12 protein-coding genes are annotated in these 17,755 nt (G+C 52.7%); 5 read left to right on the plus strand and 7 right to left on the minus strand.

What is annotated here, in order from left to right; all coding sequences use genetic code 11:
- Nucleotides 1-22 precede the first annotated feature (22 nt).
- From ACSYSS_RS05280 to ACSYSS_RS05305, 6 genes are all read right to left on the minus strand, one after another.
- The gene (locus ACSYSS_RS05280) at nt 23-1,432 is read right to left on the minus strand and encodes an EndoS/ChiA family endoglycosidase (RefSeq protein WP_491703018.1); all 1,410 of its coding nucleotides are present in this window, start codon (nt 1,430-1,432) and stop codon (nt 23-25) included.
- A 474-nt stretch (nt 1,433-1,906) separates the two neighbouring features.
- Nucleotides 1,907-2,743, minus strand: coding sequence for a carbohydrate ABC transporter permease (locus tag ACSYSS_RS05285; protein ID WP_491703019.1), 837 nt, complete (start codon nt 2,741-2,743; stop codon nt 1,907-1,909).
- A complete protein-coding gene (locus tag ACSYSS_RS05290; protein ID WP_491703020.1) occupies nt 2,743-3,723 on the minus strand; it encodes a carbohydrate ABC transporter permease in 981 nt (326 codons plus the stop codon). The genes ACSYSS_RS05285 and ACSYSS_RS05290 overlap by 1 nt, the downstream gene beginning before the upstream one ends.
- 6 nt (nt 3,724-3,729) lie before the next feature.
- Nucleotides 3,730-5,016, minus strand: a complete 1,287-nt coding sequence (locus tag ACSYSS_RS05295; protein WP_491704236.1) for an ABC transporter substrate-binding protein — start codon at nt 5,014-5,016, stop codon at nt 3,730-3,732.
- Between the two features lie 385 nt (nt 5,017-5,401).
- Nucleotides 5,402-8,509, minus strand: coding sequence for an alpha-mannosidase (locus ACSYSS_RS05300; protein WP_491703021.1), 3,108 nt, complete (start codon nt 8,507-8,509; stop codon nt 5,402-5,404).
- A gap of 68 nt (nt 8,510-8,577) precedes the next feature.
- Nucleotides 8,578-9,870 carry a glycoside hydrolase 5 family protein gene (locus tag ACSYSS_RS05305; RefSeq protein WP_491703022.1) on the minus strand — a complete coding sequence of 431 codons (1,293 nt, stop codon included), beginning with the start codon at nt 9,868-9,870 and terminating at the stop codon, nt 8,578-8,580.
- Between the two features lie 541 nt (nt 9,871-10,411).
- Here ACSYSS_RS05305 and ACSYSS_RS05310 point away from each other — a divergent pair.
- The 4 genes from ACSYSS_RS05310 to ACSYSS_RS05325 all read left to right on the plus strand — a co-directional run bounded on the left by ACSYSS_RS05310 (nt 10,412) and on the right by ACSYSS_RS05325 (nt 15,159).
- Complete coding sequence (locus ACSYSS_RS05310; protein WP_491703023.1) at nt 10,412-11,287, plus strand: pyridoxamine kinase; 876 nt, start codon at nt 10,412-10,414, stop codon at nt 11,285-11,287.
- Nucleotides 11,288-11,658: 371 nt separating this feature from the next.
- Nucleotides 11,659-12,138 (plus strand): YraN family protein, encoded by a 480-nt coding sequence (locus tag ACSYSS_RS05315; RefSeq protein ID WP_491704237.1) that lies wholly within the window; start codon nt 11,659-11,661, stop codon nt 12,136-12,138.
- A complete protein-coding gene (locus tag ACSYSS_RS05320) occupies nt 12,138-13,667 on the plus strand; it encodes a YifB family Mg chelatase-like AAA ATPase (RefSeq protein WP_491703024.1) in 1,530 nt (509 codons plus the stop codon). The genes ACSYSS_RS05315 and ACSYSS_RS05320 overlap by 1 nt, the downstream gene beginning before the upstream one ends.
- 1 nt (nt 13,668) lies before the next feature.
- A complete protein-coding gene (locus ACSYSS_RS05325; protein WP_491703025.1) occupies nt 13,669-15,159 on the plus strand; it encodes a DNA-processing protein DprA in 1,491 nt (496 codons plus the stop codon).
- Here ACSYSS_RS05325 and ACSYSS_RS05330 read toward each other — a convergent pair.
- Nucleotides 15,137-15,481 (minus strand): MGMT family protein, encoded by a 345-nt coding sequence (locus ACSYSS_RS05330; protein ID WP_491703026.1) that lies wholly within the window; start codon nt 15,479-15,481, stop codon nt 15,137-15,139. The genes ACSYSS_RS05325 and ACSYSS_RS05330 overlap by 23 nt on opposite strands.
- A gap of 66 nt (nt 15,482-15,547) precedes the next feature.
- Between ACSYSS_RS05330 and ACSYSS_RS05335 the strand changes: the two genes are divergently transcribed.
- Nucleotides 15,548-17,599 (plus strand): FAD-binding protein, encoded by a 2,052-nt coding sequence (locus ACSYSS_RS05335; protein WP_491703027.1) that lies wholly within the window; start codon nt 15,548-15,550, stop codon nt 17,597-17,599.
- The last annotated feature ends 156 nt before the right edge of the window (nt 17,600-17,755 follow it).

The following is a 17,755-nucleotide window of genomic DNA, read 5'->3' on the forward strand; positions in this document are numbered from 1 at the left end:
CAATCGTCACGCACACCCGCATTCAGTACATCACCGCTCTGCGACGCGCCACCTCACACAGCACGCCACCCGCGAGACATATGGTTGCAATAAACATCGTAGAAGCTACAGCACTCCCCGTCTGAGCAAGCGAATCATCCTTCTTCCCTGTTGTTCCGTCAGGCGCTTGCACAGTTGGTTTCACAGGAATAGTTGCAGAATCAAAGAGATGCAAGGCATCGGCAAGTGCGGCATTGGCAGAAGCAACCTGATCGGCGGTATAGTTTTTGCCACCGATCAGTGCCGCAGCCTCCTCACGCACCTGCTTCAGCCTTGATATCCGCTCTGATGCATTTGAACGAGCAATGGCAGTAGAGCCGATAAGCTCATCCGCCCGATCGATGTTCTGCTCCAGCTTGGAAACATCAATCTGCGAAAGTTGTTCCTCAAGCGTGGGATCATAGGTGGCATCGTACGCTTCCGGATAATCCGATCCAAGCACGGCCTTGTTAACTTCATATAGATTCCCGCCCGCATCAATCGCAGCCGTTACAGCCTGAACATCAGGTTTCGTGTACTTCATACGTGCCACGAAATGATGTGCGTATGCCTTTGCCGCATCAAGTTGCATACCATTCGCCTGTGCAATGGCGGTCTTCGTCCATAATAGGTTGGATGGCTTGATATGGTTCAAATCATCCGAACCATATGTACGACCGTCGCGATCAAACGCATAGAGGAACATGCCACCCAAGTTATGTTGGGAAACATAGTTCGCAACCTTATAGATATTGCTTTCTTCGTACGGCTCAGTGGCGTCAAGCCAATGATTATTGGTATCCTGTTCCTCGGGAAAGGTCAGACCGGGCACAAATTTATCAGCTGCAAGCGAGCCATTATAATCGCTTACGGCCTGTGCAGTTCGATCCGAGCCGCTTCCATACTGTTGATAGGCCATGAAGTCGAAGCAATCGGATACATCTTTGAACGGGTCAAGATCACTTCCATTAGTGTCGTACAGGAATATGGATCCTTTATTGCCGGACTTTGGCCCGATGATCCTTGACATCGCCTTGATGACGCCATCGCTGAGCTTGACTTCTTCTGCGGAAGGATTCTGCTCCATGTCGATATCCAGCCCGTCAAGCCCGACATCAGTAGCAAGCGTTTTCACCAAATTCTGGGCATAATCCGTATATTCCTGCTCGGTAGGTTCATCTCCGGCGTGTGGAACAGCCGTTATGGTGCTGTACCCCACACCCCGGACCAGGCGTATACCTCGCTTATGCAGAGCCGGAGCATATGTACTTTTCAGCGTATCATAGAAAGGCTTCGCCTGAGCTTCTTGACCGGATGGAACATAGCTGAACACATTTACGACATCAACGCCATACGGTATATCAAGCATGGTAAGCCAGTTATCGTCCGGCAATGAAGTATTGACACCCTTCATCGTCTTATCTCTCCAAGCTCTGTAATAGACCATAAAATGACGAGATGATGTTTGTTGGCCGCTTTGATCAGCGTCATTAGCGTAGGCCGTGCGCGTATGAACGGACAGCCCGGTAATCGTTAATGCGCAAGCCACTAGTAATGCCAACACAATAGATATCAGTCTATAGCCATATTTACTTCGTTTCACCGTATCTCCTTTGAACCGTGAACTTTTTGATTGCATAACAAAATATCAGTTATACATAAAGAGCGACTATAGCCGACCGAACCTGTGTGCTCTATACCGAAATAGGAACTACACAAATATCGTTGACTATAAATTTCTCAGAATGTATAGTCTCATTGCGTTCCTGAACATGGGGAACAAATGACTCGACAACCATTGTGTGCTTCTGATTACGATAGAATCATCAGAAGCACACAATATACGTAATCGATTCCTAACTGTATTTATAGTAACAATAAATACTTACTATTCCTTGATGCCTCCCTGCTCAAGTCCTTGGAAGAAGTACTTCTGGAAGCAGGCAAAGAACACGAGGATAGGCACCAAGGAGACCAGCGCGCCTGCGGCGATCAGCCTAGGATCCGAGACGAACATACCCTTAAGCCTGTTCATGCCGAGCGTCAAAGTGTAGTTCTTCTCATCAGAAATGACTATCAATGGCCAAAGGAAGTCGTTCCAGGCACCGACGAATGCGAATATGCCTACAACCGTCATCGTTCCACGCACCTCAGGAAGACACACATGGAAGAATTGCTGCCAAACATTGGCGCCATCCACCTGTGCCGCTTCCTCAAGCTCATTGGGTATGGCCTTGAATGCATTGGTCATCAGCAATATATTGATGGCACCGACCATACCTGGAAGAGCAACCGCAAGGAGCGTATTTTGCAGATTGACGCTTCTAATGATAAGAAACTGGGAAATCATCACACCTTCCACGGGGATGACCATGGTGCCCATGAACATCATAAGCATCGCATTACGCCCCCGCCATTTCAGCCGACCAAGCGCATAACCAGCCATTGTCGAGAACGCTACATTGCCAGCAATAGCAATGATAGCCACGATAATGGTGTTGAGCATATAGTGGAACACTGGGACCTGGCGAAAGACCTGCTTGTAATTCTCAAGTGTCGGTGTCTTAGGAATGACATACGGAGGCACAGCATAGACGTTGTCCCCCTGTCCCTTCAACGAAAGAGAAAGCTCCCACACAAACGGACCAACCAACAGAATGAACATAAGAATCAGTACGACATACTGAACAACCTTGCCCACAGTAATCTTCTTGTGCTCTGCCATCAGTCTTCACCCCTTTTCTGGATGATTTGCTGAATGACAAGCATTGCACCCACGACGACCAACACCACCAATGAGACCGCGCTGGCGTATCCTGTACGCGCTTGAATTCCTGTACCCTGTTGCTGAATGAGCATGGACATAGTGATGTCCTCACCACCCGGACCAGCCGTACCATTCGTCAGCACGTAGATTTCATTGAACACACGGAATGCAGCAATCGTGGAAAGCATCATGATGAGAACAATCGTGGAACGCACTCCTGGCATTGTGATTGAAACGAACTGTCGCACAGGCCCAGCACCATCCAATGACGCAGCCTCATACAACGAATCGTCGATGTTCGCCAATGCAGTTAAATAAATCACCATATAATAACCCAATCCCAACCATATGGTGACAAACATAGCACTGAACAAAATCAACCATCGGTCTGTAAGAAATGGAATAGGTGTTTTTATCCAATGCAGAGATTCCAAAACGGAATTAATCAATCCTTTGGAGTCCAGCAAATTCGTCCAAATCATACCTACTACGACAGCAGACATCACCACGGGGGTATAGAAAGAAGTCCTAAAAAATCCCATGATCTTGGAATTTCCGCGCACAAGGTTCGCAAGAATCAGCGGAAGGAGCACCATAAACGGCACAACGCATACCACATAAAGCGTCGAGTTCAGCATTGCCGTCCAGAAGTACTCATCATGAAACAGTTCTTGGAAGTTTTGCCATCCTATGAATTTGCCGGGTACGAGCAGCGTCGAATCCGTGAAAGCAAGTCTGAATGTATTTAATGCTGCGACAACAACGAACACGAATACAATAAGAAATGCCGGGAAGACAAATAGGTACGGAGCAAGCACTGTTCCTATGGAACGCTGCGGCCTGCGACGCTTGCCCTTCTCAAGTTTATTCGACGGACTGACTCGTCCAGAAGCCTTAGCCCCTGGACGAGCGCCGACTGAAACATCCGTATCAGCCATATTCTCCTACTTCAATTTACTGTTTGCAAAGTCAACAGTCTTATCGAGAGCCTGCTTTGCGGTCTGCTTGCCTTGCATCGCAAGAGCCACCTGCTGCTGTAGATACTGCCCACCATTGGCATCTGTAAACTGCGGAGGACGACTTGCATAACCATTCTTCACAGCCTTGAGCGTAACCGCCAAAGCCTTGCCCTGCAGATCACTCGTGTCGATCTTCTTGTAATAGGCATCATCGAGACCACCGGCGCTGGAGGGAAACGTGTTTGACTTCTTGGCGAATTCAAGCTGATTCTTCGAGTTCGTGACGTATTGAGCAAACTCCAACGCTTCCTTCTTGTGCTTGGTTTGAGCACTAAGCGAAAGCATCTCATATGCAACAGTAGCCGACTTGCCTTCGTCGCTGATCTTTGGACCAACAGCAAGATGCTTGTACAAATCCGGAGAGTTCTGCTTGAAGTCAGCAGCGGAATAGGCACTGCCACCCATTGCAATGATGGAACCGCGCTGGAAGAACTCACCCTGCTGAGACCACTGAGCATTTAACGCCTCCGGAGGAATGCCCTTCTCCTTATAGAGGTCAATGAACCGCTGTAGATGCTTGACAGCCTTGGGGCTATTGAACACATACTTGGTCTGCGCCTTGTCCATAATCGGTATTCCGGCCGAAGCATAATCGCCTACATCACTGGCAGTAGTGGTAGCCATGTACGCACCACAGCCACTCTTGACCATAGTGTCCGCTTGGTCGAAATAATCGTCATACGTCACAGGAAGCTTATTCGGATCAAGACCACACTTACTCATCAACTCAGTGTTGTAATACATTGGGCCATCATTGACATACCATGGGAAACCATAGGAGGCGGTTTTCATGCCCTTGCCGCTGAAAGTCACGGCCTTCCAAGCATTCGGATAATAGTTCTTCGAAGCATTGGGCGCTTCTTGATCGATGTTCAGCAATGCACCAGCCTTTGCAAGGCCATACATCAGAGAACCGCCAGCGTCGAACACATCCGGCAAGGAGTTCGCTGCGGCATCCGCCGAAAGCTTCTCCTCGTAATTATCGGATGGCTGATCAATCCACTTAATCGTAATTCCCTTATGGGTCTTCTCATAGTTGGAAATCAGCTTATTAAAGTACGGAGTATATTTGTCATTTTTCAAATTCCAGGTTTGGAATTTGATTTCAACGTTACCATTAGCGTTATCGGCATTTTTACTACCGCAAGCACCAACAGTCAGCAGCATAGCCGCTGCGCCAGCTGCTGCAATCACTTTCTTCATTGAAAACATTATCTCACCTTTCTTTTTCAGAATATTTTGTAACTCCAGCGTTCCGCCATTGTCATTATGGCGTTTCAGTTCACCCCCTGAAATCAAGTTACTAAAACGCTTTAGTAACATTATCGTTGTTCATTTCAAAAATGTCAATTTGAAATCGAGCGTGTTTCAAATCATTTATCAAAACTTCCCAGGACTACACGCAATAAAGCTCAACTTCAATGTAGAAGTCCTGCTTTTTATGTATTACACGCTCTCCTCGCCTCCAAGGCAAATCGCAATCAGTCTAAAAAGTACATCGATTTTAAGGTTTCGTAAAAAGTCACCCTTTTTGGAGCAATGACGGTGATATTCTCAATAAGACCATCACCGTCATGCCGAAATGAGCCGTAGCAAGCTACTTTGAGAATCTCAACGTACAAAGTTGGAAAGGCTTGAGCGAGATTTGGGCACCTTCCGCAGCAAGGCTTTCTTTGGTCTGCAACGCCATGGGCTCATCGTCATAATATTCAACCTGCTCGAGTGTATTGGTCTCACGTACATGCCACCCAGCCAAATCGGAACACGTTCGCAACGTTGCATGCGCCATGCCTCCGGCCGCTTCATAGATTCTCGCCACAACATCGCCGGAACCGTCATCAGCGAGCTTTATCCAATCAATAATCGGCAGACCTTCGCAATCATCAAGCTGAAGGAGAGCCTGACTTTCAGGCAAGCCCTCAACCACAGGAGCATTCAAACGACCTGCCGCCCCAATCGTCGAAGACAAACCGGCGCCACAGACCAACGCCCAGTCGAACTCATGCCTGCCTATATCTGTACGTGGATCAGGAGCATTCGGCGAGGAAAGGAGGCTAAGACGCAGCATTGTGCCACTCCGAACTCCTTGAGCATCGCGAAGCGGAGCAACATCAGAGCCGTATGTGGAACCATTGACCACACCTACACCGCAAGATGCATCGGAAATCTGCACGAACCTATGCGTACAACTCTCGAACATGGCCTCCTCGCGCTCAGTGCTTTTCACTACCGGCCGCTCAACAAGGCCATATTGACTCTCATATTTCACAGTGTCGGCAATCACACCAACGGGGACATCCACCTTCAGCAGCTTCTCGCGAGCATGCCAGTCAACGCAGATGTGGAAGTCCAACTGGCATTGCGACGGACGGAGCGTTATCGACGTGGCAATGATCGATTCCTCGTACCGGTTGTTCACGCAAACTTTTACCGATCCATCATCACCTCGAACGATATCGGTAATGTGGCCTTCCTCCAATGCGGATGCCTCAAGGAACGCATCCCGATCAATGTCCCACGCGTCGTACATATCGGGCTCATCCTTGAGAATCTCGTATCGACCAAGCGCGGTGCCCTCGGGGACCATTTCACGCCGGCGCCCCAAATCAACGATGGAACGAACCGTGCCATCAGCAGCGATATGCACTCTCAGCTTGTCATTATCGAGCGTTACGGACCCATCGGCATGCTTGACAAGTCCCACTGGTGAGACATCAACCAAAACCGGCTGTGGCTTCCAAGAATTTCCGTCGACCGCATATTGCGAAATGAACGCTTCCGGCAACCGCTCGGCATCTTCAGACACCTGCGCAATCGCACCAATCGCATCGTCGATTAGGACCGGCAGCCGCCGGCAATCTCGCGCATATTCCTCTCTGGCAACACGGCAAGCCCATTCAATCGCCGAGCCAGGAAGAATATCATGAAACTGATTGAGCAGCAGAGTCTGCCAAATCCTGTCGATTTCCTTATACGGGTAATGATATTCGGAGTTCTTCACAGTGGCTTCAGCGCCAAGGTATTCCAAAGTCCTCAGTAGGGATTCCTCCTTGCGGCATCCACGCTTCATCTCCTGCTGAGAGGTAAGCGTCTTACGATGCTTTTCAAGGTAGAGCTCGCCCTTCCATATAGGCATCTCGTCGCCGGCCTCGGTCTGCATCTCACTATGGGCGGTGGCAAAGAACTCATCGGGAGTGCCGTACGAGACCTTCGGCAACCCCTCAAAAACACGGACCCGCTTTTGGCGCAGGGTCATCTCACGGGTCGGGCCACCGCCGCCATCGCCATAGCCAAAGAGCAGAATGCCACGGTCGGAAAGATCCTTGTCCTTGAAATTGCGTTGAATGTAAGCCATATCCTTGACGGACACATCAGAATCATACTTGTCGGCCGGCGGAAAATGGGTAAATATCTGCGAGCCATCGATGCCTTCCCACATGAAGGAATGATGCGGCAGACGCGTGGTGTCGTTCCAGCTCAGCTTCTGAGTCAGGAACCATGAATAGCCCGATCGCTTGGCAATCTGCGGCCAAGAACCGGTATAGCCAAAACTGTCAGGCAACCACACGCCGTGCGGTCTCACCCCAAGTTTCTCCTTGAAATACCGATTGCCAAACGAAATCTGACGTATCAGCGATTCACCCGAAGGCATCATACCATCGGATTCAACCCACATTCCGCCGACCGGTATGAACCGACCTTCCTTGACACGTTGCTGCACTCTGACGAACAGATCCGGATGATACTGCTCCAACCACGCATATTGTTGCGCGGAGCTCATCACGTAGACGAAGTCAGGATCCTCGTCCATCAACGCCAACACATTCGATACAGTGCGAGCCACCTTGCGCTTCGTCTCACGAACCGGCCACAGCCAAGCCGAATCGATATGGGCATGGCCCATGGAGGTGAGCTTCATGGCCGATGCATTCGCCGGCTGGGAAAGCACGCCCGAAAGAGCCTTACGAGCCGATTGCAACGTTTCAGGATGCTTTTCATCCCACGCATTCAGCGAACGCTGCATCGCCTTCGCCAACTTCCAGTAGCGTGGGTCACCGGAATCAAACTGTTCGACGGCTCCGCAAACCACATCCAAGTCCATGAGGTAGCCCAGCATCTCACGATTGAGAGCGGTCACGTCCACCGACTCGAACTCATAGCGTTCATCGGCCTTACCTGTCGGCCTGGTGCCCAACTCGGTCTTGCTGAAACCCGGTACATTAGGGTTGTAGGCGCCCTCGAGAAACAGCGTGAACGTACCATCCTCGTTGACCACGGAATCAGCCTTACCTTCACCGTCAACCAAAGGAATCCAATAATTCTGAGGATGCACGGCCTTGATCACGGATCCGTCGGCACGATAGGCCATAGCCTCGATGTGGCCTCCCACAGGCCAATCCAACCATCCCAGATGCGCCAGAAGCTCGATGGGGCGATTATGAGACATGGGGGAAGGAACTCGGCCTTCCACCTTCATCCAAGTGGTACCCCAGGAGGTGCCCCAAGGCTCCCCCACCTGCAGAGGCTCAAAGCGAATCTCTCCATTTCGTACCTTTTGCAGGAACTCGTCAGACGGCTCAGGCTCACCGGGATTCTTTATAGCAGAGACCCTGCAAGTCGAAAGCACCTCATGGACGTGCGGCTTCACACGCTCACGCATGACACGATGGCAACGATCGATTTCCTGCTGTACTTTAAGCAGCATTTCACCCTCCTCAATGAGTGAGTCTTTAACGATAAGGCAATGCCTAAATCCTGAATTGACTCTAAACGCTAAGCCTGCTTGTCTTCCAGCGATGGATCGGAAACCGCACTATACCCAATTCCCGCCTTCATCTCAACTGGAATGCAACGTTCGACACCACGCGCTGCAAGCATTTGTGGGTCTGCTGCCTGAGTCGAGGAAACAATTGCCGGACGTACCCCCATCATGCTCAATTCCATCCACTTGGTGAACACCGACCCACCAGGCGCGCAGGCTGCCTTCAGCATCGGCTTACCTTGTGCATCGGTTTCAACGACCACCGCCGTGGAGCGTTCTTCAGGTTCCGGCGCGCCCGCAAGCTCCTTGACCAGCCTTGAATACTCCCTGCCAATGGGCTTAACCTTCCCGTTCTCATCGAACAGGCCAAGTTGATGTTCAAATGGAGGGAAATCACCCATAGTGTGATCCACATCGTGCGAGCACCACCAAGTCACCGCCATGGCGTTGGTACAGTCGGCAGCGTGCTCCACGGAACGTCTGCAGAACTCCGGGGCATCGGCTTCGTCGATGACGTTGCCGGGAGCACCGATCTCCTGGAGCCAGACTGGACGCTTGGGGTCTGTGGCGAACGCCTTGGAAAGCTCCATCAGGTATTCCGCATGCCTGGTGCCCTCATTGGACAGCGCCCCGTACCGTTGCGCTGTCCCGTTGAACACCCAGGAATGGACGATGGAGGCATCGCCAATGAGAGAAGCAGCGGTTGGACGGAATGAATGCCCCTCCTCATACCAGACTGCATCATTTTCACCATGGACAACAATCTGGCCTCGTTGACCAGCCCGATCATGGATTGGATCGATCAAGGCATGAAGCCAACCATCCACCTGCTCAGCCGTGGCAGGCATGCTCATCGGATGGGAGGAGTCCTCAAACTGGTTGCATTCGTTTCCAATCGTCAGCCCTTTGAAACGCGGCACATCAGCGAGCACATCATAGACGGCCTTAACCAGTTTTGCCTCGGCAGCCACAGCATCCGCATCCGTGAACATATTGGTCTTGTGCCACGTGATGAGCCAGGAAGGTAGGAAGTCGAAGCTCGACATATGCCCTTGAAGCACATCGGAATACACGTCAAGCCCTCGATCGCTGGCCAACTGTGCCATATGGTGCAAATCGTCCAGGCCAGCCCGATTAATCCATGTGCGGTTCGGTTGGAGAATCGGCCACAACGGGAAAATCCGCACATGGTCAAGTCCCAGAGAGGCAATGGCATCAAAATCCCTTGCCACGCTGTCCCAATCCTGATGCAGCCATGAATGAAACCAGCCGTGCGAAGGGGTGTAGTTTACTCCGAACTTCATTGTGTTCGCCTTCCCAATCGAATTTCCCATTCAGTCAATCGAACGATCCCGGTTTCCCGAGGCAGGCCGCACCCCATAACGAATGACGCGATCCACTCAAATGACTACTAAAACGCTTTAGTTCTATAATGCATAAGGCATCTTAAAATGTCAAATTTTCGACCGCGCACGCGTGTCAACAACAATTATTCGCCTCACCAAACCGATGCCGCTCAAAACATCATTGCTCCGTGAGGGGCGCCAATATCGAAGCAATCAAAACGTGGCTGTATACCAAAACACAATACCCGTCGGTATTCGTCGCCCAGACTCATCTCAACGTATGCATGCCGGACGGCAGCGGTGACCAGGTAGGCCTGACCTCATCCCACGAGCACGGGCACAGGCTTAAACTTTGGTCTGAACGTGAAATTGGACTCTATAACACAATGCGGTAAAGGCGCTATCAACCTTTTCGTTTTAATGCTACGGTTGGTGCCAGCACCGCCAGTTCTTAAAGCAGCATAAGCCGCCATCTGGCGATGCAGATCGAAGGTCAATCATGACAAGCAATTCCGTGCTGTTCAAGCGCAATCCAAACTATATCCCACGCGTGGCCGCAGTCCACGACATGTGTGGCTATGGCAAATGTTCTCTGACCGCAGCCATCCCGATTCTTTCAGCCGCAGGATGCGACGTGTGCCCGGTGCCCACAGCATTGTTCTCAGCACATACGAAATTCCCCGTATATACGTTCCATGACACCACGGACATCCTGAATGACTATCTCGACGCATGGCGCAAGGTGAACGTCGATTTGGATGGCGTCTATTCCGGTTTTCTGGGCTCCGCGCAGCAGGTGGACCTTATCAAGCGTCTCTACCGCGAGTACCCCAAGGCGTTGCGCCTGGTGGATCCAGTGATGGGTGACGGCGGTAAGATGTATCCCACATATACGCAAGAAATGTGCGACGCCACAGGCACGTTGGCTGACGGTGCGGACGTGCTTATGCCCAACCTCACCGAAGCGAGCCTGCTGACGGGCCGCACCTACCCCGGGCAGAATCTCACCGAAGAACAGGTGGACGATTGGTTGAATGCGTTGCTTGACTTGGGCGCCAAGAACGTCGTTCTTAAAGGCATCGATCGCGAGGACGGCAAGTTGCGCAACTTCGTGGGGCATCGCGAGAACGGGGAGCTATTCAGGAACGAATCAGCACACACCAAACTACCATACATGATTCATGGCACCGGAGATGCATTCGCTTCGGCGGTGTGTGGCGCCGTGATGGCAGGCAAGCCACTTGAGGATGCCGTGTCGGTGGCCGGAGAGTTCGTCCGCCACGCGATGGAGCATACACGAAATCAACCAGACTTCGAGAATCGCGGCGTAAGCTTCGAGCTTGACTTGGGCGAGCTCACCGGTTTGGTGAAGTAGAGCATCCGCCAGAAATGTCAATGGGGCTTCAGACAGTGCCACAAGGCTGTCGGAAGCCCCTTTGTTTATACCAGAACCTATCCGCATCCAGTAACAATGAAATACGGATATCATACAATTTTGCATAAATCTTCGGTGATATATAAAGATATGCATATCGACACGCCGACCGAGACAAAAACGACCACCTTTTAACCACATGAGCCCAATTCGCTGCTTATGCTCAAGCCATCTGTGCTTTGCTTGAACCTATGAACACAACCATCATAGAAACACAAACCAAGCCGGTGTGCAGACACACACCCATACGCACCAAGCCCTCTTCCTCGTCACGTGACGCATTCAGCTCTTCACCTAGCCACACATCGAACATCAATGTTTACGGGGCGCCTGACGACACCGATGTCTCAACAACCAGGAAGCCCAACGCAGCGCCCGATCCACCACTCGAATCCCTTCATGACCTTGAATCCGCATTATGCAATGGCAGATTAGGCCCCAAACAGCTAGGTGCATGCGGCGAGCGCTATGCGGCAACGTGGCTGGAGGAACGCGGTTGGCAGGTGCTTGAACGTAACTGGGCCTGCCGATATGGGGAACTCGACATCATCATGCGCGAGCGCGACGGCACGTTGGTGTTTGTGGAGGTCAAGACCCGAAGGACGTTGAGATATGGCACACCACAGGAAGCCGTCACCCGCAACAAGCAACTCAACCTTCACACAGCGGCTCTTCTCTGGCTTTCCGGTCCGGGCAAACGCATCGACCGAAGCGGAATCCGCTTCGATGTCATGTCACTGTGGATTCACGAAGGGCATGTGCTCACCCATTGGATACCGGGAGCGTTCTGATGGTCATCGGCAACTCCATGTCCGTGGGCTTGGTTGGGCTCAAGGCATTCGTCATTCAAATGCAGACGTTCATCTCGCCAGGTCTTCCCTATTTCTCGATTATCGGCCTGCCCGATGCCTCTCTCAATGAAGCCCGAGAACGCGTCAAATCCGCCTGTCAGGCCAGTGGCTTCAAGTGGCCTGAAACACGTGTGACCGTCAATCTTTCCCCAGCCTCCATGCCCAAACGCGGCTCCTCGCACGATGTGGCGATAGCCGCAAGCGTGCTCAGCGCCGCCGGCGCGATTCCGCACGATTCTTTGGCGCAGACGATTGCACTAGGAGAACTCAATCTCGATGGATCGGTGCTGCCCATCAAGGGACTGCTGCCCATCATGCTATACGCCAAAGAGCACGGCATCAAACGGATTATCGTTCCAAAAGACAATGAAAACGAAGCCGATCTTGTGGAAGGCATCGAGGCAATACCCATAAGACATTTAGGCGAGCTGATTGAATTGATGGGCGGAAAAGCCTCATACAGCCTCAGTGACGAGCAGCTTGCAGCATTCGAAACGAAAGACCGCCCGACAGTCGCTGCATCAGACGTGGGAGATATGGCGGACGTGGTGGGTCAGGAACACACAAAGTGGGCACTGGAAGTAGCCGCGGCGGGAGGGCACCATCTCCTGATGGTAGGACCGCCGGGAAGCGGCAAAACGATGCTGGCTTCACGGCTGCCATCGATCATGGCGCCACTTGACGAGAAAGAACAGCTGGAAGTGGCATCGATACGGTCCCTATGCGGTGAGCTTTCCAGCTATGGCATCAGCGACATTCCACCATTTGAGGCTCCGCATCATACGGCATCGACAGCAGCACTCGTTGGCGGCGGCTCCGGCACAGCCAAGCCTGGAGCAATCACCCGGGCGCATTGTGGGGTGCTGTTCATGGACGAGGCCCCAGAATTCTCACCCCGTGCGCTGCAAACGCTGAGGGAACCGCTTGAGTCTGGTTATGTCGCTCTTTCCAGGTCGCACGGCACTACCTACTACCCGGCGAAATTCCAGTTGGTCATGGCAGCCAATCCTTGCCCGTGCGGTTTTGGATACGGAACAGGCGAACGATGCACTTGCAGGGAGAAGGAACGACTGCGTTACTTTTCCCGTCTCTCTGGGCCAATTCTCGACCGTATCGACATTCAGGTCGAGGTTCCTCCGGTGGAACACATCATCGACACAGGCGGTCGTCGAACATCAAGCGCCACCATGCGCGCCGCCGTGACCCAAGCCCGTCAGACAGCCCAGGCGCGCTTTGCCAAACAGCACTGGGTCTGTAATGCGCAAGCATCTGGAACATGGTTGAGAACGAATACGTCAAAGGCGGCGCTCGCCATCATTGACCGTGCGCTGACGTCCAACCGTCTAAGTCTGCGCGGAGCTGACCGTGCCATGCGACTGGCATGGACTCTGGCCGATCTTGGCGGCAAAACATCACCTGGGCGTGAAGAAATCCTCCAGAGCATTACATTACGAACAAAGGAACACTGAAATGAACACCGAAGCCACGAATCCCGCATTGGACGAGGAAACCTTGGCCCGGGCCATACTGACGTTCTGCATCGACGGTGCAGATGCATTGATGTATGCCACCATCAAAGGTTGTGACTCAGCGGTGAAAACGCTCCAACTCATAGATTCCGCTCGAAGCGTTCGGGGTCATCACACTGATCTGAAGGCACTGGACTGGGCGTTCGCAACCGGCACGGCCCGTTGGGGGCGCAGAGTCAATGCCCAAGGCATGGATGCGTTCCACCGATCATTGGAACGCTGGCAGGCAAGACTCGATCAGCTGCCCAGCCATGACAGACAGACACTCACGGAATGGATCACAGACAACGGAACCCAATGGATCATCAGTCCTGGCAGCCCATGCTGGCCTGAACAACTGAGCGATCTTTCCACACACAATGATTGGGCATCGCCACTATGCCTTTGGGGTTATGGAGACGCATCATCATTGGTCAGTTGCGACAAACCCATGGCTGTCGTAGGCTCACGCGGAGTAGATGAATATGGCCGGTACGTAGCTCGCTCAGTGGGCGAAAAAGCCGCCGAAAACGGCCATTTGGTGGTTTCCGGAGGCGCATATGGTGCAGATGCGGCAGCCCATTGGGGCGCACTGGAAAGTATGTCCCGATTGGGCCGGGAGAACTCCGGGCGCACTGTGGCGGTGTTTGCCGGCGGGCTGAACCATATCGGCCCGGAGCGCAACCGCGAACTGTTCGAACGAATCGCGGAAAACGGCGGTGCCCTCATCAGTGAATTATGTCCAAACACCGTTCCCGAAGCCCGCCGGTTTTTGCTGCGCAATCGCATCATCGCGGCTCTTGCCTCAACAGTGGTGGTGGCTCAGGCGCGTAATCGTTCCGGAGCCCTGAACACAGCAAATTGGGCAGCAGAACTCGGACGCGAGGTGTATGCCGCCCCAGGCGACATCAACATACCCCATAACACCGGCTGCAACCACCTCATCAGTGAGAATCGTGCGATGCTGCTGACTTCGGTGAGCGCAACCGAAGAAATCTGCCACACGGCCCATGTTCCATTCCATCCATTACCCGACGCACAAATCAAAAAAACGTCAGGCGGTGCCATCCCTCACCTCTCGTCGAACCACGTAGACAACCGTCACAACGCGCCTGAACCTATGAATGATGCACCCAGACTCACGAACACGGACGCGATTAGAGATTCCAAAGCCCAATCAGCCTCGGACGAACGGCAATCGGCTGTTCTTTCGGCAATACGAGCATGCACAATGCATAAGATCTTCGCCAGCCAAGACAACATTCTTCGCGCACTCAACAGTGAAAAACCGAACAGTAGAAATCACAGCCCCAAAAGAGCAGACGAATCGACAGCCCCACCATGGACAATACGTTCGCTCAATGAGGAGCTAGGGGAAATGGAGCTCTTTGGACAGATACACGAGAAGAACGGATGCTTCACCATCCCCGCTACTCCAGCCACTGACAGCTAGCCAAATCAACGACAAGACCAGCCTGACCAGCATTAGTGTCGGGGCTAACAGGCATTATGAATTTCACCCCTTCATTTTCAAGCAATTCGCGTTGTTCGTCTGGACCCCCGAACGCAAAACCAGGCGCCAAGGAGCCATCGCGAAACACCACCCGATGGCAGGGTATGACCCCGGGCTCAGGGTTGGAATGCAGGGCAAAACCAACAAAGCGTGCATTTCTCGGTGCTCCCACCAACGCGGCGACCTGCCCATACGTAGCCACCTTGCCCCGAGGGATTCGTTTCACGACTTCATACACTTTGTTATTGAATGCACCTGTCATGCCTCAATTATTGCCCTAGCACCCAACGACGCTTGATTGTGTTAGGGCTTGTGCAAGAATCAAGGTATGAGTCAAGACATAGTGAGCAATGACTACGATGCCGTGATCGTCGGAGCAGGTGCAGCAGGATTATCGGCAGCATTGGCGATACTACGATCGGATGAAATCACCACGATGCGTTCGCACGGGGTTCAGCCCAAGGTACTCGTAATCTCCAAACTTCAGGCACTTCGATCTCACACAGGGTCGGCCGAGGGCGGCATCGCTGCAAGCTTGGGCAATCTGGAGCACGACGACTGGCATTGGCACTACTACGACACCGTCAAAGGCGGCGACTGGCTGGTGGATCAGGATGCCGCACAGATACTGGCCAAGGAAGCACCAAAGACCGTCATTGGTCTGGAACAAGACGGCGTGGCATTCTCACGAACCCAAGATGGGCACATCGCCCAACGACGATTCGGCGGTCACACGGCTGATTTTGGCAAACAACCCGTGCACCGGGCGGCATATGCTGCAGATCGCATCGGCCATCAAATCCTCTATGCACTTTGGCAGCAGTGCACGGCCCTTGGCGTGGAATTCGCAGAGGAATGGTACGTGACGGATTTAGTACTCGGGTCTGGCTCTTCACTCGCAGCTGCGGCAACCACAGACGCGGAACAACGGCAGCTGGCACAGAAGATTCAATCCTCACAATCAACTGCAGTCCAAGGAATTGTGGCTCTTGATACCAAAATGGGCGAAATCCATGCCATCACCGCGAGAAATGTGCTTCTAGCTACAGGAGGAGCCGGAAGACTGTTCCACACCACTTCCAACTCCTGGGATCTGACAGGCGACGGCATGGCATTGGCGCTTAGGGCCGGACTGCAGCTCGAAGATATCGAATTCATGCAATTTCATCCCACCGGCCTGGCCCATACCGGCATTCTGCTTTCCGAAGCCTCCCGGGGCGAGGGAGGAATCCTGCGCAATGCCGATGGCGAGGCTTTTATGGCACGTTACGCTCCAGAACACAAAGACCTGGCCGCTCGGGATGTGGTAAGCCGCTCCATCGTGGCTGAAATCACTGCCGGGCGGGGCGTGCCTGACCCCAAGGACCCAAATGGTCCCAAGGACTGCGTATGGCTTGATATGACCAGAATCAGTCCCGAACGCATGAAAATGGCTCTTCCACAGGTGCTCGAGACGGTGCAACGCTACGCCGGCCTTGACCCCGCTCGGGATTGGGTGCCCGTAAAACCCACAGCACACTACACCATGGGAGGCATTCCCATCACCACCGAAGGCCATGTATATCAATGGCAAAACGATGCACGAATTGAGATCCCTGGCCTGTATGCGGCCGGCGAATGCTCCTGTGTCGGCGTCCACGGTGCGAATCGACTCGGCGGCAATTCCCTTCTCGATGCCTGTCTTTTCGGTTCACGAGCCGGTCAGTCCATCGCAGAGTCCATCGCCAAGTCTGTCACGGCAGCGAAGACGACAAGGGATTCACAATCAGATCCGATCACAGGAAGTTTATCTGGCACACCCATCACCGACGATGAGCATGGGAAATTGGCACAATCCGCCTGCAGAAAGACGGCAATACATCGCCAAGAGGATATGGAGAAACTGCTTGAACCAACTCCTCCATCGGACGCAAACCAAGCCCCAGGCAAGACCAACAGCATCTCAACAAACGACACCGAAGAGACCGGCACTCCTGCGACAACCAATGACAATCCTTACGCCGTGCTGGCCAGCCTCGGCCGCATCATGGAACGTGCGCTGGCTGTGCGTTGCAGCAAGACAACAATTGAATCGGCGCTCAAACAAGTGACTGAAACCTTAGTTCCGCGCACTGAGGCACTGAAGACTCATTCGGCTTCCCCATCGTTCAATCAGGAACTCACCGCGATCTGGGAAGTGGGCAATCTCATAGAACTTGCACAGACGATGCTTCATACGTCCCTTGCACGCCACGAATCGAGAGGATCGTTCCACAACGATGATTTTCCGCAACGCGATGATGCCAACTTCCTGAAACATTCAATCGTCTCCGCAGACGGAGCAGTGCTTTGGCAGCCGGTTCACATTGTCGACATGCCGCCGGAGTCAAGGGCCTACTAGGAAAACCGCATGAAACACACAACAAATACCGCCATATCGTTTCCGCGTGAATCCGGAACGCCGCTTGCGTCAGCCTTATTCTGCACACTCGACGACGATACACCAACCACAGCCAAAACCATATTGCTTTCAGGGAGAGAACGTTGACATCAACCA

Source organism: Bifidobacterium sp. ESL1118 (assembly GCF_058505595.1).